Raw genomic sequence first — 20180 nt, 5'->3', positions numbered from 1 at the left:
TCCTCCTAACGGGGAAGTTGCTGATCGGCAATCATCGAGGTTTGCGGCGAATTGATCCGCGTTCTGGGTATAGAGACGAGCTGTGACGAGACGGCGGCCAGTGTCGTGGCGCTGGACGGCGCTTCCGCGCCGAAAATCCTGTCCAACGTCGTACTAAGCCAGATCGCCGAACATGCGGCATTCGGTGGCGTCGTGCCCGAGATCGCCGCGCGCGCTCATGTCGAGGCACTGGACGGCATCGTCGAGGCGGCGCTTGCCGATTCAGGCACCGACCTGCGTGATATCGACGCCGTTGCCGCGACGGCCGGTCCAGGGCTTGTCGGAGGCCTGATCGTCGGCCTGATGACGGCAAAGGCGATCGCCGCCGCCGCCGGAAAGCCGCTGCTCGCCATCAATCATCTCGAAGGCCATGCCTTGACGGCCCGGTTGACCGATGGCCTTGCCTTTCCTTACCTGCTGCTGCTGGTCTCCGGCGGGCATACCCAGATCGTGCGGGTCGCCGGCGTCGGCGATTACCAGCGCTGGGCCACCACCATCGACGATGCGCTGGGCGAGGCTTTCGACAAGACCGCCAAGATGCTGGGCTTGCCTTATCCGGGCGGTCCCAATGTCGAGAAGGCTGCCGTGGCGGGCGATCCGACCCGCTTTGCCTTTCCACGGCCGATGAAGGGTTCGACTCAGCCCGATTTCTCGTTTTCCGGGCTGAAGACCGCTGTGCGCCAGGCGGCGCAGGCGATCGTGCCGCTGACCGAACAGGACGTCGCCGATGTCTGCGCCTCGTTCCAGACAGCCGTTGCCGATGCGCTGGCGGACCGTGTTTCGCGGGCATTGGCCCGTTTCAAGGCGGAATTTCCGCACGAAAAGCAACCCGCCCTCGTCGTTGCCGGCGGCGTTGCGGCCAACCGGATGATCAAGGCAACGCTGGAGACGCTCTGCGACAAGGCGGGCTTCCGCTTTGTCGCGCCGCCGCTCAAACTGTGCACCGACAATGCGGCAATGATTGCCTGGGCAGGCATCGAGCGATTGAACGCACGGCTCGAGGAAGAGGATGCCTTCGACTTCGTGCCGCGTTCGCGATGGCCGCTCGACGCGGTTTCGGCGCCGGTGGTGGGCTCTGGCAGACGAGGAGCCAAGGCATGAGCGAACGGCAAGCAACTGTCCGCCACATAACCGTGCTCGGCGGCGGAGCCTGGGGTACCGCGCTGGCGCAGGCCATGCTGCGCGCCGGCCAAAAGGTGTCCTTGTGGGCCCGCGACGCAGAAATGGTAACCGCCATTCGCCGGGGCGAGAACCCGCACTATCTGCCTGGCATCGCCATCGACCAGGGTATCGAGGCGAGCTCCTCGCTGGCGGAGGCCCTCGGCGGCAGCAATTGCATCCTTGCCGTCACGCCGGCGCAGTCGCTGCGCCAGGTTCTGGCTGAAGCCAGGCCACACATTGCCGCTGCCGTACCGGTAGTCTTGTGCGCCAAGGGCATAGAGCGCGACACAGGCGCGCTGCTTTCGACGATCGCCGGCGAGATCCTGCCCGACAATCCGATCGCGGCCCTGTCAGGACCAAGCTTTGCCACGGACGTTGCCAAGGGCCTGCCGACTGCGGTTGTCGTTGCCGCGCGCGATGAAATCCTGGCGGCGGAGCTTGCGGCGCTGTTTTCCGCGCGCAATCTGCGCTGCTATTCCAGCGACGATCTTGTCGGTGTCGAGATCGGCGGCGCGTTGAAGAATGTTTTCGCGCTCGCGGCCGGCGCCGTGAACGGTGCAGGCCTCGGCGCCAGTGCGCAGGCCGCCATGGTGACCCGAGGCTTTGTCGAACTGCGCCGCATTGGCGCCGCCTTCGGCGCGAAGCCCGAGACACTGATGGGACTTTCCGGCCTCGGCGATCTGATGCTGACCTGTTCATCGGCGCAATCGCGCAATTTTGCTTATGGGCTCGCGCTGGGACGCGGCGAAACGCTAGTCGGCCGGCCGCTGGCCGAGGGGGTACCGACGGCGGCGATCGCAGCCCGCCTTGCCGCCGAGCAAGGCATCGACGCTCCGATCATCTCCGCCGTCGCCGCCATTCTGGAAGGCGCCATCACCATCGGCGAAGCCGTCTCCATGCTGATGACGCGGCCTCTGAAAACGGAAACCGACTAAACCGAACCGATTGAGGAAGCACGATGCTGTTTGCGCTGATCTGCAAGGACAAACCCGGTCACCTCCAGGTGCGCCTCGATGCGCGCCCTGATCACGTCAACTTTCTCAACGGATTGAACGCCGACAGGAAACTCGCCTTTGCCGGCCCCTTCCTCGACGCCGACGGCAAGCCGAACGGCAGCCTTGTCGTCATCGAGGCCGCAGACCTCGCCGCTGCCGAGGCACTGGCTGCAACCGACCCTTACGCTAAGGCAGGGCTTTTCGAGAGCGTCGACGTCAAGCCGTGGAATTGGGTGTTCAACAAACCGGCCGAAGCCTGAAACGGCAACAAGGTATTCCAGGCAGCAGAGGGACCACGATGAACTATTGGCTCTTCAAATCCGAACCGTTCAAATTCTCCTTCGACATGCTGAAGGAGAAGGGCAAGGCCGGCACGCAATGGGACGGCGTGCGCAATTATGCCGCCCGCAACAACATGAAGGCGATGCAGATCGGCGACCTCGGCTTCTTCTACCATTCCAACGAGGGGCTCAACATCGTCGGCATCGCCGAAGTCTGCGCCCTGGCCCACCATGACACGACGACCGACGATCCGCGCTGGGAATGCGTCGATATCCGGGCGGTTCGCGATGTGCCGACACCGCCGACGCTGGCGGACATCAAGAACAATCCGAAGCTGTCGGAAATGGCGCTGGTCAGGCTGGGCCGTCTGTCGGTGCAGCCGGTGACGCCTCAGGAATGGAAGGAAGTCTGTCGCATGGGCGGTCTCGACCCCGCACCGTGAGGCTGACACCGCGAACCGCCGAGCGCTTCATCCTCGACAACACGGCGCCGATGGCGCCGCCGCACGTGCGTGAAATCACGCTGCGCCTTGCCGACGAAGCGCATGATCTATGGCGTCGTACCGAGGAAGAGCTGTCCGAAATCGGCCTGCCGCCGCCGTTCTGGGCGTTTGCCTGGGCCGGCGGACAAGGATTGGCCCGCTATGTGCTCGACCATCCGGAAGTCGTGCGCGGCCGCCGCGTGCTGGATTTTGCTTCGGGCTCGGGCCTCGTCGCCATCGCGGCGATGAAAGCCGGCGCGATATCGGCCCAAGCAGCTGATATCGACCCTTTCTGCGAGGCAGCGATCCGTCTCAACGCCATGGCCAACGGCGTGACGATTGGCTTCACCGGCCAGGATCAGGTCGGCATCGACAGCGGCTGGGACGTGGTGCTCGCCGGCGACGTCTTCTACGAAAAGCCCTTTGCCGACCGACTGCTGCCGTGGTTCTCCGCGCTGAAGACCCGTGGCGCTGATATCCTTATCGGTGATCCCGGCCGCGCCTACCTGCCCAGGACCGGCCTTGAGGGGCTGGCGACCTATGAAGTGCCGGTCACGCGGGCATTGGAAGATGCCGAGGTGAAGCGCACGACCGTCTGGCGTTTCACTTGACGCCGCCAGAGAACGGGCGTTCCATCTCCCCCACGGGGGAGAGGATCATGGATTTCTCTGCAATCAACTGGCTCGCGGTCGCCGTGGCCGCCATTCTCGCATGGCTGTTCGGCGCGGCCTGGTACATGACCTTGAGCAAGCCATGGCTTAAGGCGGCGCAGCTCGACCCGACCAGGATGAACAGATCCGTTTCGCCCTTTGTCATAGGCTTCATCGGCGAGTTTGTCATGGCGATCATCGTCGCGCTGGTCGTTGCCGCGATGACAGGCGGTTCCCCCAGCACCATCGCTGGCGTTGTCCTCGGCTTTGTGCTGTGGCTGGGTTTCATTGCCACGACACTGACGGTCAACCACCGCTATCAGGGTTCCAGCTGGGCTCTTACCGCGATCGACGCCGGGCATTGGTTGGGCGTGATGCTGATCATGGGCGCCGTTGTCGGCTGGTTCGGCGCACCTGGCTCCTGAAACCCGCCCCATTGCCGTTCAGAAATCGTCCCAACTTGACCGGACTGCGTCGACCGGCGGCGCATGCGCTTCGGCCAGAATCCAGTCCTTGAAGGCAATGATCCGCGCATCCTGCGCCGATGCCTCCGGATAGACCAGGAAGTAGGCGAATTCCGGTGGCACCTTGATGCCGAGTTCGAACGGTCGCACCAGGCGACCTTCCGAGAGATCGTTGGCGACCATGGCGAAATCGGCCAGCGCCACGACATTGCCGCCGGCGGCAGCGGCGATGGCATCGGTGGAGGTTGTCATGACCACAGTGCGGCTGTCGTCGAAGTCCTCGATGCCGGCTGCGGCCATCCACATGCGCCAGTTCGGCCAGACGATGCCCTGGCGTACCCACTCGATATGAACCAGTGTGTGCCTGAGCAGGTCGCGCGGTTCGTTGAGCGGCGGCCCCTGGCGCAGCAATTCGGGACTGCACACCGGGATGATGACGTTTTCGAACAGTCTCTCGGCACGAAGCCCTGGATACTTGCCGGTTCCGAAGCGAACGCCGATGTCGACGTCGTCGCGGTCGAAATCGCGAACGTCATAGGTGATGTCGAAACGCAGGTCGACATCGGGATACAGTTTGCGGAAGCCATCGACACGGCGGAGCAACCAACGCGTGGCGAATTCAGCGCTGGCGGTGACCTTCAACTGTGCCGCACCGCGGGAGAGTTTTTTTGCCTTGGTCACCGCACGGTTCAGTGTTTCCAGCGCATCCGCTGACGCATCCACCAGCGCAAGCCCGGCTTCGGTCAGGCGAATGCTGCGGCTGGTGCGCGTGAACAGGATCAGGCCGAGCTGATCCTCGATTTCCTTGATCTGGTAGCTGACCGCCGCCGGCGTCAGCCCGAGTTCGTCGGCAGCGCGGGTGAAATTGAGGTGTCGGCCCGCGGCTTCCAGCGTCCGCAAGGCACGGGTTCCAGGCAGCAGGCGGGACATGGCTATCTTCAAGCGCCCCTTGATGATCTGCCAAGAACTACTCGTTTCCCCCTTGCGTTTCAATGCAGGATACTGGGATCAGTCGAAAATTGCCAAGCGCAGCTTAAGCTTCGCTGCTTTGAAAGAACCTGATCATGTCTGCCATTGTCCTGAAATCCCAGCCGCTGCGGCCGAGCCGCATCCAGCCCGTCCTGGACTGGTTGCGGCAGGCTCGTGTCGCCGCATCGTTGCCGCTGCAGAACGCGGAAGCCCTTTCGGACTCCCACCTGCGTGACGTCGGCCTGCGTCCGGAAGACGTTGCGCGCACGGTCACCGAAGCTCCCCAGCGCCTTGGCCTGCTCGATCTCGGCTGGCAGACGCCACGGCAGCCGAGGCGCCGATAGAGCATGTCCGTTTTTTAACGAAAACGCGGTGCGCTGAACCCAAATCCGATCGCTTAGCGCACTACCTTCATCACGGTCCGGTCCGACAGCAGTGGCAACAACCGCGCCATGGTCCGCGCGGTCACGGCCACACAGCCCTGGGTCGGCATGAAACCAGGTCGCGCCAGATGGAAGAAGATCGCGCTGCCGCGCCCGCGGCGGCGCGGCGCGACATTCCAGTCGAGCACGAGGCAGGCATCGTAGAGCCGGTCGTCCCGCTTCATGCGCTCGTGGCTGGCGCCATAGGGAATCCTGACCGGCCGGTTGTAGTTGCGGTCATCCGGCACCTCGCACCAGCCGAGGTCGGGGCTGATGGCTGCCATCGCAAGCCGCGTACGCCGCCCTCCGGAAAACTGGTCGTTGCGGAAATAGCCGGAGAGAATGCGCATCGCCGCGAGCGGCGTCGCTCCATCACCTTCGCGCTTGTTCGACGAAATCCCGCCCCTGCCAAGGGCGCAGGGAAACACCAGCTTTCCTGCCTGCAGAAGCCCTTTGGTTCCATCACCTGGCCGCGCCCGAACGACCAGTGTTCGAAGACCTGTGGCCAAGGATCGCCCTGCCCCATTGCGCACACGGTTTTTCGGATATGATAGCGTCATGGAACAAATTACCGTGATCAGCTGTTTAAGGCGACAACATCCGCATACACGGATGCCAGTCGACGACACACCTATCATTTTGTAATTTTGAAACAACGGATTGATCCATGACTTCACGCACCATCCTTGTTGTCGACGACGACGAAGACCTCCGCACCACGCTGGCAGAGCAATTGTCGCTTTATGAGGAATTCGACGTCCTGCAGGAAACCAGCGCGGCGAAAGGCGTCGCGACGGCGCGGAACGGTATGATCGACCTCTTGATCATGGACGTCGGCCTGCCGGACATGGACGGTCGCGAGGCGGTGAAAATCCTGCGCAAGGGCGGCTACAAGGCGCCGATCATCATGCTGACCGGGCATGATACGGATTCCGATACGATCCTCGGTCTGGAAGCCGGTGCCAACGACTATGTGACCAAGCCGTTCCGTTTCGCCGTGCTGCTTGCGCGCATCCGCGCACAGCTGCGCCAGCACGAGCAGAGCGAGGATGCCACCTTCACCGTCGGGCCCTATACCTTCAAGCCGAGCCAGAAGCTTCTGATCGACCAGCGCGGCGGCAAGGTGCGGCTCACCGAAAAGGAAGCCTCCATCATCAAGTACCTCTATCGCGCGGAGCAGAAGGTCGTAACGCGCGATGTGCTGCTGGAAGAGGTCTGGGGCTACAATTCCGGCGTCACCACCCACACATTGGAAACCCACGTCTACCGCCTGCGCCAGAAGATCGAACACGATCCGTCGAATGCGGCGATCCTCGTCACCGAAAGCGGCGGCTACAAGCTGGTTCCCTGAACGTTACCTCGCCTTGCCAAAGCAGGGCCGGAGCCGCTGTTTGCCAACGGTCGGGATTGTCCCGGCCGTTTTCTTATGGGCACCCGGCAAGCTGCCTTTTCTCGAACCGCTCCCCTGTCCGAACAGATTCTGTTAAAGGCTCTATATTATTGGTCAATTAAGTGTAGTTGGCCGGATGGCGATTTGGGTGGGGTCGCGCAACGGAGGGAACGACCTGTCGGTCCGGGGACATAACTGATGGCGCTGGATGACGACATCCGCATCCTGTCCGCCGTGAGGCTCTTCGAGGGCTTCACGCCGGAACAGCTGCGCCTGCTCGCCTTCGGCGCCGAGACCACCTCGCTGCCGGCGGACCGGAAGCTCTACCGCGAGGAGGATGAGGCCGACTCCGCCTATGTCGTGATCAGCGGCCGCATCGCCCTCTATCGCGAAGCCGACAGCAATCATGTCGTCATCAGCACCGCGGGACCCGGCGCGATCCTGGGCGAGCTGGCGTTGATCGCCGATACAAAACGCCTGACCAGTGCCTCCGCAGCCATCGATTCGCAGGTTCTGCGTCTCAACCGCAAGATGTTCCGGCGCATTCTCGAGGAGTATCCCGACCTTGCCGTGCAATTGCATCAGCGCATCGTCGAGGAACTGCAGGCACTGATCGAGCGGATCGAAGAACTGGCGCCGCGTTTCGGCGGCTAGGGCACGTCCCCGAACCGAAGCTTGAAAAGCAAGAATCGCCGCCTTTCCGACGAGATCATGTCGCATGGCCAAGAGATAGAGCGGACGACCTGACGGAAACGCCCATGAGCACGACCTTTCATCTCCTCCGCGCAAGCGTCGACAATTTGCCTTTCATCATGACCACCGAACGATTGGACGGCTATGACCGGCTCGTCGGTCGCTGGGATGAGCAGCGGCACCGCGACGCTTTTGTCGACGGCAGTCATGCCTACTTCATCGGTTATGACGGCCCGACACCGATCGGCTTCGTCCTGATGCGCTTCTGGAATGCGCTCGAACGCACCACGCTGGTGCGTCGCGTCGCGGTCGTCAGTCCAGGCGCAGGGCCAGGGGCGGCGCCTTCTTGCCGCCGTTGTCGCGCGTGCGTTCGAGGAGACCGATGTTCATCGCCTCGTCATCGGCCTGTTCCCCGACAATCTGCGCGCCCGACGCATGTATGAGGCGATCGGCTTCCAGGCCGAGGGCATTTCACGCGGCAGCGCCTATTTCGGCGGCGAGTATCGCGACGAACTGGTGATGTCGCTGCTGCGTCCCGAATGGCAAGCGGACAGCATCTGAACAACGTCCTCAGAGATCGAACCGGGCGATCACCGGCACATGGTCGGATGGGCGCTCCCAGCCGCGCGCCGTGCGCAGGATCTCATACCCCGTGAAGGCCGGCACGAGATTGTTGGAGGACCAGATATGGTCCAGCCGGCGGCCGCGATCAGACGCCTGCCAGTCGGCGGCGCGGTAGCTCCACCAGGTGTAGATCTTCTGCTCGAGAGGCACGTTGAGGCGCATCAGGTCGGCCCAGGCCCCTTGCTTGCGCATGGCCTCGAAACTCTCCGTCTCGACCGGTGTATGGCTGACGACGTTGAGCAGCTGCTTGTGCGACCAGACGTCGTGTTCGAGCGGCGCGATGTTGAGATCGCCGACCAGGATCGAGCCTGCGCCGTCACTGTCGTCCGCACGAACACCGTTCATCTCCTGCACGAAATCGAGCTTGTGCCGGAATTTCGGGTTGATCGCCGGATCTGGTTCGTCACCACCCGCCGGCACGTAGAAATTATGCAGCACGATCTTCCTGCCACCAGCCTCGAACCGCACGGAGATATGCCGGCTGTCCTCTATCTCGCAGAAGCGGCGCTTCTCCACGATCTCGATCGGTCGCCGCGCGACGGTGGCGACGCCGTGGTAACCCTTCTGGCCGTGGATCGCGATGTGCTCGTAGCCCAGCTTGCGGAACGCATTCGCCGGAAACAGATCGTCCGGGCATTTGGTTTCCTGCAGGCAGATGACGTCGGGATTGCGCTCGGCGATCAGTTGCTCGACCAGCGGCATGCGCAGCCTGACCGAGTTGATGTTCCAGGTTGCCAGGGTAAAAGCCATGCGTGTTCCGAACCCGTGCCCGTCAAGCCGGCGGGCTCAAGCGAAGGCATCAATGCGATGAATGTGCGCGGAACCTGCCAGCCCGGGCTCGGAAAAACAAGACGACGCATCGGACAACGGCCAGGTGCGTCGAATTTCCACAAAGAGTTGGGAGATGGCGGCAGCCGGAACGAAACTGCCGCTGCCAGTCTTAGCGCAGGCCTTTCTTGGCATTGAGCTCGCGGTTGGCGGTGTAGTCGATCTTGAACGTGTCGGGCGCGAAGGAAACGCCTTCCCTGGTGTTGAAGATCATCACCGTCGTGTCCTTGCCCTGCGCATCGGTGATCGTCCACTGGCGCAGTTCATAGGTCTTCGGATCGAACATCATGGTGATGGTCGAATTGCCGAACACCTGTTTGTCCGACAGCTTGATCGTGGTGAGATCTTCTTCTTCCTTCACGGTCTTCACGCGGTCGCCGGACAGGTCGATTCTGTCTTCGAGCAGAAGCTTCAGCGGCGTCTTGGAAAGCGGATAAAGATCGGACGTCTGCAGCTTCTTGTTGAGCAGGACCACCGATTCGCCGTCCGAGATCACCTTGAAATTGTTGGCGCCGTCGTAGTTGAAGCGGATCTTGCCCGGGCGTTCCATGAAGAACTTGCCGCCGGTCTGCTCGCCCTTCGGACCGAACTGCACGAATTCGCCCGTCATCGACTTCACGGCCGAGAAATGATCGGCGATCTTCTGCGCGGCAGGCGGGACACCGGCCTGGGCAGAAGCCACGGGCATGAACACCGGCACGGCATTGGCCGCGGCGGCACCCGCCACCATCAGGCCAAGCCCGAGCAACCGCCGCCGCGTCAGGGCAAGACCGGCTGTCGCTGCGAAAAGATCGTCTTTCATGCCGCCTACTCTCGTATCGTTGTTCGGGACAGCCAATGGACCCTCAGTTGGGCTTTAGTTTGACCATCCCTCCCGTCAGAACTTGTCTTCTTCCGTCGGCACCAGGATTTCGCGTTTGCCTGCATGGTTGGCAGCGCCGACGATGCCTTCCTGCTCCATCCGCTCGATGATCGAGGCGGCACGATTGTAGCCGATGCCGAGACGGCGCTGGATGTAGCTGGTCGATGCCTTGCCGTCACGCAACACCACGGCGACCGCCTGGTCGTACGGGTCGTCGGAATCGTCGAGATTGCTGTTGCCGCCACCAGAGCCACCACGACCCGACGGCTCATCGTCGCCGTCCTCGTCGTCTTCGGTGATCGCATCGAGATATTCAGGCACACCCTGCAGCTTCAGGTGCTGCACCACCTTCTCGACCTCGTCGTCGGCCACGAATGGACCGTGCACGCGCTGGATGCGGCCGCCGCCGGCCATGTAGAGCATATCGCCCATGCCGAGCAGCTGTTCGGCACCCTGTTCGCCGAGGATGGTGCGGCTGTCGATCTTCGACGTCACCTGGAAGGAGATACGGGTCGGGAAGTTCGCCTTGATCGTGCCGGTGATGACGTCGACGGATGGACGCTGCGTTGCCATGATGACGTGGATGCCGGCGGCGCGCGCCATCTGCGCAAGGCGTTGCACGGCGCCTTCGATGTCCTTGCCGGCCACCATCATCAGGTCGGCCATCTCGTCGATGATGACGACGATGTAGGGCATCGGTTCGAGATCGAGATTCTCCGTCTCATAGATCGCTTCGCCGGTCTGGCGATCGAAGCCGGTCTGGACGGTCCGCGATATCTTTTCGCCCTTCTTGTCTGCCTGCGCGACGCGCTGGTTGAAGCCGTCGATGTTGCGCACGCCGACCTTGGACATCTTGCGGTAGCGATCCTCCATCTCGCGCACCGTCCATTTCAGCGCGACCACGGCCTTCTTCGGATCGGTGACGACAGGGGTGAGCAGGTGTGGAATGCCGTCATAGACGGAGAGTTCCAGCATCTTCGGATCGATCATGATCAGGCGGCATTCTTCCGGTTTCAACCGGTAGAGCAGCGACAGGATCATGGTGTTGATGGCCACCGACTTGCCGGAACCCGTGGTACCGGCCACCAGCACGTGCGGCATCTTGGCGATGTCGACGATGACCGGCTCACCATTGATGGTCTTGCCCAGCGCAAGCGCGAGCTTGGCCTTGCTGTCCTCGAAATCGCGGCTGGCCAGGATCTCGCGCAGATAGACCATCTCGCGCTTGGCATTGGGCAGCTCGATGCCGATGGCGTTGCGGCCGGGCACGACGGCGACACGGGCCGCGATCGCGCTCATCGAACGGGCGATATCGTCGGCCAGACCGATGACACGGCTCGATTTGATGCCGGGCGCCGGCTCGAGTTCGTAGAGCGTGACCACGGGACCGGGCCGGACATGGATGATCTCGCCCTTGACGCCGAAGTCCTCCAGCACGCCTTCCAGCAGGCGCGCATTCTGTTCCAGCGCGTCCTTGGACAGGCTTGGGTCGCGGGCTACGCTTTTTGGCTCTGAGAGGAAATGCAGCGAGGGCATCTCGAAACTGCTGGGGGCGATCAGCGAGGTCTGGGCCTCGCGCTGGACGCGCGCGCCCTGGGTCGGCCGTGGTGCAGGTGCTTCGACCCGCGTTGCGGCATCGGAGCGGAAATTGCGCACCTGGGTAGTAGAGCCGGCCCTCTGCGAGCCCACGGGCTGGTCATAGGCATAATCGTCCTCGTCGCGCTCGACATCGGCTTTACCGAAATCGCCATTGTCGAAATCATCGGTCTCGAACGGGGCGACCGCGGGATCGACTGTTGGATGGCGGTCCTTGACCATCGCCGCGAAGAACTCGGGTTCGACGCGGGCACGACCGCTCGAGCTCATGCGGGCTTCAGCGAGTTCGGCTGATTCCACACGTTCCGCCGCGCGCCGCCAGGCGCTTTCCCGCGACGGCATTTCGGCGAAATCGAACTCGCCCTCCTCTTCGCGCCGACGGGCGGCGGCACGGCGATGCAGCCAGGCGCGGAACGAAAGCCACCAGTGGGTGACGGCGCCAAGCGCCAGCAGGCCGCCATTGTCGTCGTCATCCTCTTCATTCTCGAACAGGATGGCATCGCGGTCTTCTTCCTTCTCGCGACGCTTCGGCTCGGGCTCGTCGATGACGGCAAAGCCGTTGGCGCGGGAAATCAGCGCCGCCCCATAGGCGAACAGCCAGAGTGCGGGAGCGGCCAGCAGGACGGCGATGATGCTGGCGGCGACACCGGTCGGATATCCCCCAGGAATATCCCCGGCACCTTCAACACCATGTCGCCGAAGACACCACCGAGACCACTTGGCAACGGCCAGGTCTTGGGCGGCACAACGCAGCCGGCCATGGCTGCCGCAAGCAGGGCGAAACCGAACCACGAGACGCCACGGCGCGGCATCTTGTCGACGCCGCGGGCGGAGAACAACAGGAAACCCCAGATCACGGCCGGGACCAGCGCGGCGACGGCGGAAAGGCCGAGGAACTGGGTGGCGAGATCGGAGAATACCGCACCCGGATACCCCATGGCATTGGTCACCGGATTGTCGGTGGCATGGGAGAAGGAGGGATCGGCAACGTTCCAGGTCGCCAGCGCGGCCACGCCGAAAGCGACGAAAACGAACAGCGCTCCGCCGACAAGCCGGCCGGCCTGGCGTCGCAGGAACGCCTGGAAACCGTGTCCGGTGCCAGTCATCGCGAGCGGTGCCGATGCCCCTGAACGCATGAATTTCCCCGTCTGTCGTTGCCTGGGCCGGATGCGGGACGCATTCCGGCAGATTCGAAACCCAGACTATCGAGGCGATGGTTAAGGCGGCATTAACTATGCGGGACAAGGTATGATCTTTGACGACAGCCAACCCGCGGCGATGAAAAAAGGGCCCGGATCGCTCCGGGCCCAAGTGACGTGAGCGCGTTCGCAGCGGCCACGACGGGATTTTTCTGTCGGGCGCAGAACGCCCGCGATGCAATGCTTACTGCACCACCTCTCCGTGCTGGGTGACGTCCAGCCCTTCGATCTCTTCCTGCTTGCTTGGACGCAATCCGACCAGTGCCTTGACCAGATAGAGGATCACGAAGGTGGCGACGGCGGCCCAGGCGATGGTGAAGACGATGCCGTAGAGCTGCTTGAGCACCGAGGCGTCCTTGCCGAGCGCGTTTATGGCGGGATCGGCGAAGACACCGGTGAGCAGTGCGCCGACGATGCCGCCGACACCATGCACCCCGAAGGCATCGAGCGAATCATCATAGCCAAGTGCGTGCTTGATCTTCACCGCTGCGAAATAGCAGATGATGCCCGCGGCGATGCCGATGATGAAGGCGCCTGTCGGATTGACGAAACCGGAAGCCGGCGTCACCGCGACGAGGCCGGCAACAACGCCTGAGATGATGCCGAGCACCGACGGCTTCTTGGCAACCAGCCATTCGGTGAACATCCAGGCGAGGCCGGCTGCTGCGGCCGCTACTTGCGTGTTGACCATGGCGGCCCCGGCAAGGCCATCGGCAGCGAGTTCCGAACCGGCATTGAAACCAAACCAGCCTACCCACAGCAGCGCGGCACCGATCACCGCGTAGACGAGGTTATAGGGCGCCATGTTGACCGAGCCGTAGCCCTCGCGCTTGCCAAGCACCAGCGCACAGACGAGGCCGGCGACACCAGCGTTGATGTGCACCACGGTACCACCGGCGAAATCGAGCACGCCGGCCGAACCGAGGAAGCCGCCTCCCCACACCCAATGCGCGACTGGCGCATAGACGACGAGCAGCCAGAGGCCACTGAACAGCAGCAGCGCCGAGAACTTCATGCGTTCGGCAAAAGCGCCGGCGATCAGCGCCGGTGTGATGATGGCGAAGGTCATCTGGAACATGGCGAAGACGAACTCGGGAATGTTGGCCACGCCCGGCGCCCACAGCGACGAAACCGTGATCCCCTGAAACAGGACCTTGGAAAAGCCGCCGACATAGGCGTTGAGCGAGCCGCCATCCGAGAATGCCAGCGAATAGCCGGCCACGAACCACAGCACGGTGACCAGACAGCAGATCGCGAAGCTCTGCATCACGGTGGCGAGCAGGTTCTTCTTGCGCACCATGCCGGCGTAAAACAGGGCGAGCCCTGGGATGGTCATCATCAGCACCAGCGCCGTGGATGTCAGCATCCAGGCGGTGTTGCCGGTGTCGAGCGTGGGAGTGGGAGCGGCGGCGGGTGCTGCTTCCTGCGCATAGGCGACAGTCGCGGCAAGCATGCCGGCCAGGGCGGCCAGCGGCATTGCCACCCTCTTCAGGCTAGGAAGATTGTTCATCGATCTCTCCATAACGATGCGTGACCCGCTCACAGCGCGTCGGTGTCTGTTTCGCCGGTGCGGATGCGCACGGCCTGGTCGATGCCGAAGACAAAGACCTTGCCGTCACCGATCTGGCCGGTCTTGGCGGCGTTGGTGATCGCCTCGACGGCCCTGTCGACGAGGTCGGTCGAGACAGCGACTTCGATCTTGATCTTTGGAAGGAAGGAGACGGCGTACTCCGCTCCGCGATAGATTTCGGTATGCCCCTTCTGACGTCCGTAGCCTTTGACTTCGGTGACGGTCAGACCCTGGATGCCGACGGCGGTGAGCGCTTCGCGCACCTCGTCGAGCTTGAACGGCTTGATGATAGCCATCACGATCTTCATCAGGTTTCGCCCTTTGTTCGTTGCGGTCCCCGCGTTCCACGCGACATCACCGGCCTCGACATGGGCCGGCGAGTGCCCATGGCAATTCAAGCTCCGTGCCAAATGGCGAAACGGATGCTTAAGTCTTTGATTAAAAAAGAAATACATATGCTTCGATCGGAATCGAAGCACCATGGGCACCTACAAAATGCCTATTTAGTGAGCAAAAAAGGTAGATTGCCTATTCTGCAGGCGGTCGTTTCAGACGAATTAGCCCTTCCTGGGCGACGGAGGCGATCAGCGTGCCGTCGCGGGCGAACAGCGAGCCGCGTGTGAAACCCCGCGCGCCCTGCGTCGAGGGGCTGTCCTGCGTGTAGAGGATCCAGTCGTCGATCGGATGGCTGCGGTGGAACCACATCGAATGATCCAGGCTGGCCGCCTGGATATCGCGGTCGAAGATCGCCCGGCCATGCGCAAAGGTTGAGGTATCGAGCAGCGTCATGTCCGACAGGTAGGCCAGCACCGCCGCCTGCAGCGCACGATCATTCGGTACGGGCCCCGTCGTACGGATCCAGATGTTCTGCTCCGGTTCCAGCCGCTCGCGGCTGGTGTAGTGCTTGAGCATGATCGGCCGCATTTCGATCGGGCGTTCGCGCTGCCAGTAGCGCTTGATCCCTTCCGGCACCGCCTCGCCGAATTTCTCCAGCAGGTCGCGCTGCGTCATCAGCGTGTCCGGCTCCGGAACATCGCGGGGCATGGGAATCTGGTGTTCGAGCCCGCCTTCGTCCAGTTGGAAGGAAGCCTCCAGCGAAAAGATGGCCTGGCCGTGCTGCACCGCCACCACACGCCTTGTGGTGAAGGACGAGCCGTCGCGGATGCGGTCGACCTCATAGATGATCGGCAGCTTTGTGTCGCCCGGCCGCATGAAATAGCCGTGCAGCGAATGCACATGCCGATCCGGCTCGACCGTGCGCTGCGCGGCCACCAGCGCCTGCGCGATCGTCTGGCCGCCGAAAACACGCTGCCAGTCGGTCTGGGGGCTGCGACCTCGGAACAGGTTGTCTTCCAGCTTCTCCAGGTCGAGAATGCCAAGAAGTTCGTTCATGGCTTGCGTCATGCGTCCGTTCCTCGCAATTGTCGGCGCGGTTTCGGACAGCCATGGCGGGCAGTCAAGGCATAAAGCGGATATCGGCTGGAGCGGCCAGGTGGGAAAGGTGGCTGGAATGGCGACAGGATCGGGGAAAGACGCACTGGAAAACACGCGGCTCGACGTGCTGGTGGCGGGTGCTGGCTATGTCGGCCTCGCCGCCGCTGTCTCGCTCAAGCAGGCACGTCCCAGCCTGCGCATCGCCGTCGTCGATGCTGCTCCGGCGGGTGTATGGCGGAAGGATGGCCGCGCTTCGGCTATCGCTGCTGCCGCATGCCGCATGCTCGACCAGCTCGGCGTCTGGGCCGAGATTGCTCCTCAGGCGCAGGCCATCACCGATATGATCATCACCGATTCGCGCACCGCGGATCCGGTACGGCCGACCTTCCTGACCTTCGATGGTGAGGTCGCTCCCGGCGAACCCTTCGCGCATATGGTCGCCAACCTTGATCTGAACGGTGCCCTGCGTCGCCAGGCCGAGCGCCTGGGTATCGACCTGATCGAAGGCGTCGCTGTGCAATCCTTCGATACCGGTACCACCGGCCTGACCGTTCATCTGGCCGATGGCGCCACCCTCAATGCGCGCCTGCTGGTCGCGGCCGATGGCGTCAATTCCAGACTGCGCGACATGGCCGGCATCAAGACGGTGCGGTGGGAATACGGCCAGTCCGGCATCGTCTGCACAGTGGCGCACGAACGGCCGCACAACGGCCGCGCCGAGGAACATTTCCTCCCCGCGGGACCTTTCGCCACCTTGCCGCTGAAACCGGATAAGGACGGCACCAATCGCTCTTCCATTGTCTGGGTAGAACGCACCGAGGACGCCGAAAAACTTGTCGGCGGCGACGATCTTGTCTTCGAGATGGAGCTGGAACAGCGTTTCGGACTGAAGCTCGGCGAGATCCGCGCAATGGACAAACCCCGCGCCTGGCCGCTCGGGCTTACGCTTGCCCGCGCCTTCGTGGCGCCGCGCCTGGCACTGGCGGGCGACGCGGCGCACGGCATCCACCCGATCGCCGGACAGGGGCTCAACCTCGGTTTCAAGGATGTTGCTGCCCTTGCCGAAGTCATCGTCGAGGCCGACCGGCTTGGCCAGGACATCGGCGCGCTCGACGTGCTCGAACGCTACCAGCAATGGCGCCGTTTCGACACGATGCAGATGGGTGTCACCACCGACGTGCTGAACCGGTTGTTCTCCAACGACATCGCACCGCTGCGCGCGGTCCGCGACATTGGCCTCGGCCTGGTCGAACGCATGCCCCGGCTGAAGGATTTCTTCATCCGGCAGGCTTCGGGCCTGGCGAATGACACGCCCCGCCTGCTGAAGGGAGAGGCGATCTAGGCATTCTCAGGACCAATGGATATCCGGACTGGCCACCTGAACTGGCGACCAGTCCGGTTGCCTGCCTTGCAGGCGATCCTTATGGTCTGGATATGAGCCTCGAATCCGTCCGCGCCTTCTTCGCTGCCCAAGCCCCGGACATCGACATCATCGTTACCGAAGAAAGCTCGGCGACGGTTGCGCTTGCTGCCGAGGCCCATGGCGTGACACCTGACCAGATCGCCAAGACGATCTGCCTGAGGGTTGGCGACACGGCGATGCTGGTGGTCGCTGCCGGCACAACGCGGCTCGACAACCGCAAGTTCAAGGACCGTTTCGGTGGCAAGGCACGCATGCTCGAAGCCGAGGAGGTTGTGACCCTGACCAGCCACCCGATTGGCGGCGTATGCCCCTTCGGCCTGCCTGCACCGTTGCCGGTCTATTGCGATATCTCGCTGAAGGCGTTCGCCGAGGTTGTGCCCGCGGCCGGCGCCACGAATGCCGCCGTGCGGCTTGATCCAACACGCATGGCGGCGCTCGTCGGCGCCGAGTGGGTCGATGTCTGCCAGGCACCGGCGCCTGCAGTGCAGGATTGACGGCCGCGCGCAATCGCACGCTCCAATGGTCGCCTGGGTGATCGTTGGTATTACGGCTGCGGAATGTCGTAGATAGCTCGCACCTCGATCATGCCCATCTCCGCCAGCGGGATATCGGCGGCTAGCGCGAGCGCCTTTTCAAGATCTTCTGCCTCGACCAGAATGAAGCCGAGCAATTGTTCCTTGGTTTCGGCGAACGGACCGTCGGTCACCAGCACCCTGCCCTTGCGTTTGCGCACCACCTTCGCCGTTTTCACCGGCTGCAACGCCTCCGCCGCGATCAGATGGCCGCTATCGTCCAGCAACTTGTCGTAGGCGAGTGAGTCCGCATCGAGTTTTCTCATGTCTGTGGCGGACAGCGCCCGCAGGGCCGCTTCCTCGTGATAAACCAGGCACAGATATTTCATCGTTCACTTCCCCATATGGTGTGCGCCGATATGGCGCCAGGCCCAGGACGGCCCAGCTTGCGCAAAGCCGACATTCCGGCGCGACGATTCTCAGCGGTCGAGAAGGATGTTGTGGTCTTGTCAGGTTGCGGCGCTATAGTTCCTTCCTCAATCCCTGCAGGAGAAAGACCATGGATCGCACCGCAACAGCCGTCTGGAAAGGCAATCTGAAGGAAGGTGCCGGCACGATCGACACCCAGAGCGGCGCGCTCAAGGGCACGCCCTATTCGTTCAAGATGCGCTTCGAGGACGAAAGCGGCAAGTCCGGCACCAACCCGGAAGAACTGATCGCCGCTGCCCATGCCGGCTGCTACGCCATGCAGCTTTCGCATTTCCTGGCCGAAAACGGCACGCCTGCCGCCAAGCTGGAGGCGACGGCGGCTGTGAAGCTCATCCCCGGCACCGGCATCACCGAGAGCAACATCACGCTGGTTGCCGATGTTCCCGGCATCGATGACGCCAAGTTCCAGGAACTGGCCGCCAAGGCCAAGGCGGAGTGCCCGGTTTCGCGCGCCCTTGGCGCCATCAAGGTCGGCCTGAACGCCAAACTCGCCTGAACCACGGGCCGCGTTGCTTCCGCAAGCTACGCGGCCTTTTGCAAGGCGGGCGATTGCGGCTCATCGGATGGCCTGGTCGGGCCATCCTTGCGGAACATCAGCAGCATCACGACCGCGGCGACAACAGTCAGCACCGTCGAGATCGTGGCGATCAGCTCGAAGCCGCTGCTGAAGGCGTCCCGCGCCACGACCAGCAGCGCATCCGCAAGTCCCTCCGGCAGTTGCGGGGCAATCGCGACCGCTCCGCCAAGCGTATCGCGTGCCGTGTGGGCGGCTTCTTCCGGTACGCCGGCGGGCACACCACCGGCCATGGCACTGCGATAGATCGCCATGCCTATGCTGCCCAGAACCGCGATGCCCAGCACGCCGCCGAATTCCGCGCCGGTTTCCGAGAGCGCGCCAGCCGCTCCGGCGCGCTCAGGCGGCGCGGCACCCACGATCAGATCCGTGGTCAGCGTAAAGACGAGACCCAGGCCCAGTGACATGACGATTGTCGCCGCCACGATCATTCCGAGTGGATGGCCATTGCCGACCTGGGTCAGCAGCAGGAAAGCAAGCGAGGCCAGCGCCAGCCCGCCGGCGATGACACGCGGCGCCGGAATGCGCGCGACGACCCAGGAGGTCATCATCGAGGAGACCACGAAGCCGACGGACGACGGCAATGTCCACAGACCCGCCTTGAGCGGCGTCAGGCCGATGACCAGCTGCAGATATTGCGCGATGAAGACGAAAGGTCCGAAAGCAACGAAGCAGGCGATGACGTTGACGATCAGCGCCGCGCTGAATGGACGCGAACGAAACAGGCTGAGATCGAGCAGGGGATCGGCCAGGCGGCGCTGTCGTGTCACGAAGGCAGCACCGACGGCAACGCCGCCAAGGATCGCCGCGACCGGCAGCCAGGCGACACCGTCCGAGGCGATCTGCTTCAGACCGTAGACCATCGCCAGGACGGCCACCAGGGAAAGCGCCGCGCTGGCGACGTCGAGACGGCCGGCGCCGGGATCGCGATACTCGGGCAGCAGGATCGGCCCGACGATCAGAAGCAGCACCATGACCGGGACAGCCAGCAGGAACACCGAACCCCACCAGAAATACTCGAGCAGCACGCCGCCGAGCAGCGGACCGATGGCGGCACCCAGCGAATAGCTGGTCGCCCAGATCGAGATTGCGAAGGTGCGCTCGCCGGCGTCGTGGAACATGTTGCGGATCAGCGAAAGCGTCGACGGCGCCAGGGTCGCCCCGGCGATGCCGAGAAGCGCCCGCGCCGCGATCAGCATTTCGGCCGAGGTCGAGAATGCGGCGATCACCGAGGCTATGCCGAAGAGAATAGCGCCGGCGAGCAGCACCTTGCGGCGACCGATACGGTCACCCAGCGTGCCCATGGTGATCAGCGAGCCGGCGATCAGGAAGCCGTAGATGTCGACGATCCAGAGCAGTTGCACGGCGCTCGGCTTCAGGTCGGCGACCAGGTGCGGCACCGCGAGATTGAGCACTGTCAGGTCCATCGTGTAGAGCAGGCAGGGCAGCGCGAGTGCCACCAGCCCGATCCATTCGCGGCGTGTCGCCTTCTGGTTCGGCATTTACCCCTCCATTACAACGAC

General features: G+C 63.2%; 23 protein-coding genes and 1 pseudogene. 13 read left to right on the top strand and 11 right to left on the bottom strand.

What is annotated here, in order from left to right; translation table 11 throughout:
- The first annotated feature begins 54 nt into the window (after window positions 1-54).
- Genes tsaD through ACFJIU_RS27720 form a run of 6 tightly spaced genes read left to right on the top strand, consistent with a single transcriptional unit; the run spans window position 55 to window position 4033 of the window.
- The gene (gene tsaD / locus ACFJIU_RS27745) at window positions 55-1140 is read left to right on the top strand and encodes a tRNA (adenosine(37)-N6)-threonylcarbamoyltransferase complex transferase subunit TsaD (RefSeq protein ID WP_379073248.1); all 1086 of its coding nucleotides are present in this window, start codon (window positions 55-57) and stop codon (window positions 1138-1140) included.
- On the top strand, window positions 1137-2135 hold the full coding sequence (locus ACFJIU_RS27740; RefSeq protein ID WP_379065406.1) for an NAD(P)H-dependent glycerol-3-phosphate dehydrogenase: 999 nt from the start codon (window positions 1137-1139) through the stop codon (window positions 2133-2135). Before tsaD ends, ACFJIU_RS27740 begins: the two co-directional genes overlap by 4 nt.
- Before the next feature lie 23 nt (window positions 2136-2158).
- Window positions 2159-2455 carry a YciI-like protein gene (locus ACFJIU_RS27735; protein WP_379065404.1) on the top strand — a complete coding sequence of 99 codons (297 nt, stop codon included), beginning with the start codon at window positions 2159-2161 and terminating at the stop codon, window positions 2453-2455.
- A gap of 38 nt (window positions 2456-2493) precedes the next feature.
- Window positions 2494-2919: an EVE domain-containing protein gene (locus ACFJIU_RS27730; RefSeq protein WP_379065402.1), complete on the top strand. Its 426-nt coding sequence runs from the start codon at window positions 2494-2496 to the stop codon at window positions 2917-2919.
- Window positions 2874-3569, top strand: a complete 696-nt coding sequence (locus ACFJIU_RS27725; protein ID WP_379065400.1) for a class I SAM-dependent methyltransferase — start codon at window positions 2874-2876, stop codon at window positions 3567-3569. Before ACFJIU_RS27730 ends, ACFJIU_RS27725 begins: the two co-directional genes overlap by 46 nt.
- Before the next feature lie 47 nt (window positions 3570-3616).
- Window positions 3617-4033, top strand: coding sequence for a DUF1761 domain-containing protein (locus ACFJIU_RS27720; protein ID WP_379065398.1), 417 nt, complete (start codon window positions 3617-3619; stop codon window positions 4031-4033).
- Window positions 4034-4051: 18 nt separating this feature from the next.
- Here ACFJIU_RS27720 and ACFJIU_RS27715 read toward each other — a convergent pair whose 3' ends face one another.
- Complete coding sequence (locus ACFJIU_RS27715) at window positions 4052-5002, bottom strand: LysR substrate-binding domain-containing protein (protein ID WP_379065396.1); 951 nt, start codon at window positions 5000-5002, stop codon at window positions 4052-4054.
- Between the two features lie 134 nt (window positions 5003-5136).
- On the opposite strand from ACFJIU_RS27715, the gene ACFJIU_RS27710 reads away from it, so the two are divergent.
- Entirely contained in the window at window positions 5137-5385 is a 249-nt protein-coding gene (locus ACFJIU_RS27710; protein ID WP_379065394.1) for a hypothetical protein, read from the top strand.
- Between the two features lie 53 nt (window positions 5386-5438).
- Here ACFJIU_RS27710 and ACFJIU_RS27705 read toward each other — a convergent pair whose 3' ends face one another.
- Window positions 5439-6023: a L,D-transpeptidase gene (locus ACFJIU_RS27705; RefSeq protein WP_379073247.1), complete on the bottom strand. Its 585-nt coding sequence runs from the start codon at window positions 6021-6023 to the stop codon at window positions 5439-5441.
- A gap of 107 nt (window positions 6024-6130) precedes the next feature.
- On the opposite strand from ACFJIU_RS27705, the gene ACFJIU_RS27700 reads away from it, so the two are divergent.
- Window positions 6131-6814 (top strand): response regulator transcription factor, encoded by a 684-nt coding sequence (locus ACFJIU_RS27700; protein WP_379065392.1) that lies wholly within the window; start codon window positions 6131-6133, stop codon window positions 6812-6814.
- 237 nt (window positions 6815-7051) lie between these two features.
- On the top strand, window positions 7052-7507 hold the full coding sequence (locus tag ACFJIU_RS27695; protein WP_379065390.1) for a cyclic nucleotide-binding domain-containing protein: 456 nt from the start codon (window positions 7052-7054) through the stop codon (window positions 7505-7507).
- Here ACFJIU_RS27695 and ACFJIU_RS27690 read toward each other — a convergent pair.
- The gene (locus tag ACFJIU_RS27690) at window positions 7504-7755 is read right to left on the bottom strand and encodes a hypothetical protein (protein WP_379065388.1); all 252 of its coding nucleotides are present in this window, start codon (window positions 7753-7755) and stop codon (window positions 7504-7506) included. The genes ACFJIU_RS27695 and ACFJIU_RS27690 overlap by 4 nt on opposite strands.
- A gap of 61 nt (window positions 7756-7816) precedes the next feature.
- On the opposite strand from ACFJIU_RS27690, the gene ACFJIU_RS27685 reads away from it, so the two are divergent.
- A complete protein-coding gene (locus ACFJIU_RS27685; protein WP_379065386.1) occupies window positions 7817-8107 on the top strand; it encodes a GNAT family N-acetyltransferase in 291 nt (96 codons plus the stop codon).
- 9 nt (window positions 8108-8116) lie between these two features.
- On the opposite strand, the gene ACFJIU_RS27680 is transcribed toward ACFJIU_RS27685, so the two are convergent.
- The 6 genes and pseudogenes from ACFJIU_RS27680 to tesB all read right to left on the bottom strand — a co-directional run bounded on the left by ACFJIU_RS27680 (window position 8117) and on the right by tesB (window position 15629).
- Window positions 8117-8920, bottom strand: coding sequence for an exodeoxyribonuclease III (locus ACFJIU_RS27680; protein WP_379065384.1), 804 nt, complete (start codon window positions 8918-8920; stop codon window positions 8117-8119).
- 190 nt (window positions 8921-9110) lie between these two features.
- Window positions 9111-9800, bottom strand: coding sequence for an outer membrane lipoprotein carrier protein LolA (locus ACFJIU_RS27675; protein ID WP_379065381.1), 690 nt, complete (start codon window positions 9798-9800; stop codon window positions 9111-9113).
- Between the two features lie 75 nt (window positions 9801-9875).
- Window positions 9876-12592, bottom strand: a pseudogene (locus ACFJIU_RS27670) (DNA translocase FtsK).
- Window positions 12593-12839: 247 nt separating this feature from the next.
- Window positions 12840-14132, bottom strand: a complete 1293-nt coding sequence (locus tag ACFJIU_RS27665; RefSeq protein WP_379073246.1) for an ammonium transporter — start codon at window positions 14130-14132, stop codon at window positions 12840-12842.
- Between the two features lie 62 nt (window positions 14133-14194).
- The gene (locus tag ACFJIU_RS27660; protein ID WP_239362395.1) at window positions 14195-14533 is read right to left on the bottom strand and encodes a P-II family nitrogen regulator; all 339 of its coding nucleotides are present in this window, start codon (window positions 14531-14533) and stop codon (window positions 14195-14197) included.
- Window positions 14534-14753: 220 nt separating this feature from the next.
- Entirely contained in the window at window positions 14754-15629 is an 876-nt protein-coding gene (tesB, locus tag ACFJIU_RS27655) for an acyl-CoA thioesterase II (protein ID WP_379065379.1), read from the bottom strand.
- A gap of 106 nt (window positions 15630-15735) precedes the next feature.
- On the opposite strand from tesB, the gene ACFJIU_RS27650 reads away from it, so the two are divergent.
- Both ACFJIU_RS27650 and ACFJIU_RS27645 read left to right on the top strand, forming a co-directional pair.
- Complete coding sequence (locus tag ACFJIU_RS27650) at window positions 15736-17001, top strand: ubiquinone biosynthesis hydroxylase (protein ID WP_379073245.1); 1266 nt, start codon at window positions 15736-15738, stop codon at window positions 16999-17001.
- A 92-nt stretch (window positions 17002-17093) separates the two neighbouring features.
- Window positions 17094-17576, top strand: a complete 483-nt coding sequence (locus ACFJIU_RS27645; RefSeq protein ID WP_379065376.1) for a YbaK/EbsC family protein — start codon at window positions 17094-17096, stop codon at window positions 17574-17576.
- 50 nt (window positions 17577-17626) lie between these two features.
- Here ACFJIU_RS27645 and ACFJIU_RS27640 read toward each other — a convergent pair whose 3' ends face one another.
- Complete coding sequence (locus ACFJIU_RS27640; RefSeq protein WP_379065374.1) at window positions 17627-17983, bottom strand: YciI family protein; 357 nt, start codon at window positions 17981-17983, stop codon at window positions 17627-17629.
- 170 nt (window positions 17984-18153) lie between these two features.
- On the opposite strand from ACFJIU_RS27640, the gene ACFJIU_RS27635 reads away from it, so the two are divergent.
- A complete protein-coding gene (locus tag ACFJIU_RS27635) occupies window positions 18154-18579 on the top strand; it encodes an OsmC family protein (RefSeq protein WP_379065372.1) in 426 nt (141 codons plus the stop codon).
- A 26-nt stretch (window positions 18580-18605) separates the two neighbouring features.
- On the opposite strand, the gene ACFJIU_RS27630 is transcribed toward ACFJIU_RS27635, so the two are convergent.
- Window positions 18606-20159, bottom strand: coding sequence for an MFS transporter (locus tag ACFJIU_RS27630; RefSeq protein WP_379065370.1), 1554 nt, complete (start codon window positions 20157-20159; stop codon window positions 18606-18608).
- Window positions 20160-20180 lie beyond the last annotated feature (21 nt).

Source organism: Mesorhizobium sp. UC74_2 (assembly GCF_042701485.1).
Taxonomy (GTDB): Bacteria; Pseudomonadota; Alphaproteobacteria; order Rhizobiales; family Rhizobiaceae; genus Mesorhizobium.
This window is presented reverse-complemented; position numbering and strand designations above follow the sequence as displayed.

Excerpts from the sequence above, each read along its gene's own strand:
- ACFJIU_RS27740 (WP_379065406.1), top strand. The coding sequence starts at position 1,137 with ATGAGCGAACGGCAAGCAACTGTCCGCCACATAACCGTGCTCGGCGGC.
- ACFJIU_RS27735 (WP_379065404.1), top strand. The coding sequence starts at position 2,159 with ATGCTGTTTGCGCTGATCTGCAAGGACAAACCCGGTCACCTCCAGGTG.
- ACFJIU_RS27730 (WP_379065402.1), top strand. The coding sequence starts at position 2,494 with ATGAACTATTGGCTCTTCAAATCCGAACCGTTCAAATTCTCCTTCGAC.
- ACFJIU_RS27725 (WP_379065400.1), top strand. The coding sequence starts at position 2,874 with ATGGAAGGAAGTCTGTCGCATGGGCGGTCTCGACCCCGCACCGTGAGG.
- ACFJIU_RS27720 (WP_379065398.1), top strand. The coding sequence starts at position 3,617 with ATGGATTTCTCTGCAATCAACTGGCTCGCGGTCGCCGTGGCCGCCATT.
- ACFJIU_RS27715 (WP_379065396.1), bottom strand. The coding sequence starts at position 5,002 with ATGTCCCGCCTGCTGCCTGGAACCCGTGCCTTGCGGACGCTGGAAGCC.
- ACFJIU_RS27710 (WP_379065394.1), top strand. The coding sequence starts at position 5,137 with ATGTCTGCCATTGTCCTGAAATCCCAGCCGCTGCGGCCGAGCCGCATC.
- ACFJIU_RS27705 (WP_379073247.1), bottom strand. The coding sequence starts at position 6,023 with ATGACGCTATCATATCCGAAAAACCGTGTGCGCAATGGGGCAGGGCGA.
- ACFJIU_RS27700 (WP_379065392.1), top strand. The coding sequence starts at position 6,131 with ATGACTTCACGCACCATCCTTGTTGTCGACGACGACGAAGACCTCCGC.
- ACFJIU_RS27695 (WP_379065390.1), top strand. The coding sequence starts at position 7,052 with ATGGCGCTGGATGACGACATCCGCATCCTGTCCGCCGTGAGGCTCTTC.
- ACFJIU_RS27690 (WP_379065388.1), bottom strand. The coding sequence starts at position 7,755 with ATGACTGCCGTCGACAAAAGCGTCGCGGTGCCGCTGCTCATCCCAGCG.
- ACFJIU_RS27685 (WP_379065386.1), top strand. The coding sequence starts at position 7,817 with ATGCGCTCGAACGCACCACGCTGGTGCGTCGCGTCGCGGTCGTCAGTC.
- ACFJIU_RS27680 (WP_379065384.1), bottom strand. The coding sequence starts at position 8,920 with ATGGCTTTTACCCTGGCAACCTGGAACATCAACTCGGTCAGGCTGCGC.
- ACFJIU_RS27675 (WP_379065381.1), bottom strand. The coding sequence starts at position 9,800 with ATGAAAGACGATCTTTTCGCAGCGACAGCCGGTCTTGCCCTGACGCGG.
- ACFJIU_RS27665 (WP_379073246.1), bottom strand. The coding sequence starts at position 14,132 with ATGCCGCTGGCCGCCCTGGCCGGCATGCTTGCCGCGACTGTCGCCTAT.
- ACFJIU_RS27660 (WP_239362395.1), bottom strand. The coding sequence starts at position 14,533 with ATGAAGATCGTGATGGCTATCATCAAGCCGTTCAAGCTCGACGAGGTG.
- tesB (WP_379065379.1), bottom strand. The coding sequence starts at position 15,629 with ATGACGCAAGCCATGAACGAACTTCTTGGCATTCTCGACCTGGAGAAG.
- ACFJIU_RS27650 (WP_379073245.1), top strand. The coding sequence starts at position 15,736 with ATGGCGACAGGATCGGGGAAAGACGCACTGGAAAACACGCGGCTCGAC.
- ACFJIU_RS27645 (WP_379065376.1), top strand. The coding sequence starts at position 17,094 with ATGAGCCTCGAATCCGTCCGCGCCTTCTTCGCTGCCCAAGCCCCGGAC.
- ACFJIU_RS27640 (WP_379065374.1), bottom strand. The coding sequence starts at position 17,983 with ATGAAATATCTGTGCCTGGTTTATCACGAGGAAGCGGCCCTGCGGGCG.
- ACFJIU_RS27635 (WP_379065372.1), top strand. The coding sequence starts at position 18,154 with ATGGATCGCACCGCAACAGCCGTCTGGAAAGGCAATCTGAAGGAAGGT.
- ACFJIU_RS27630 (WP_379065370.1), bottom strand. The coding sequence starts at position 20,159 with ATGCCGAACCAGAAGGCGACACGCCGCGAATGGATCGGGCTGGTGGCA.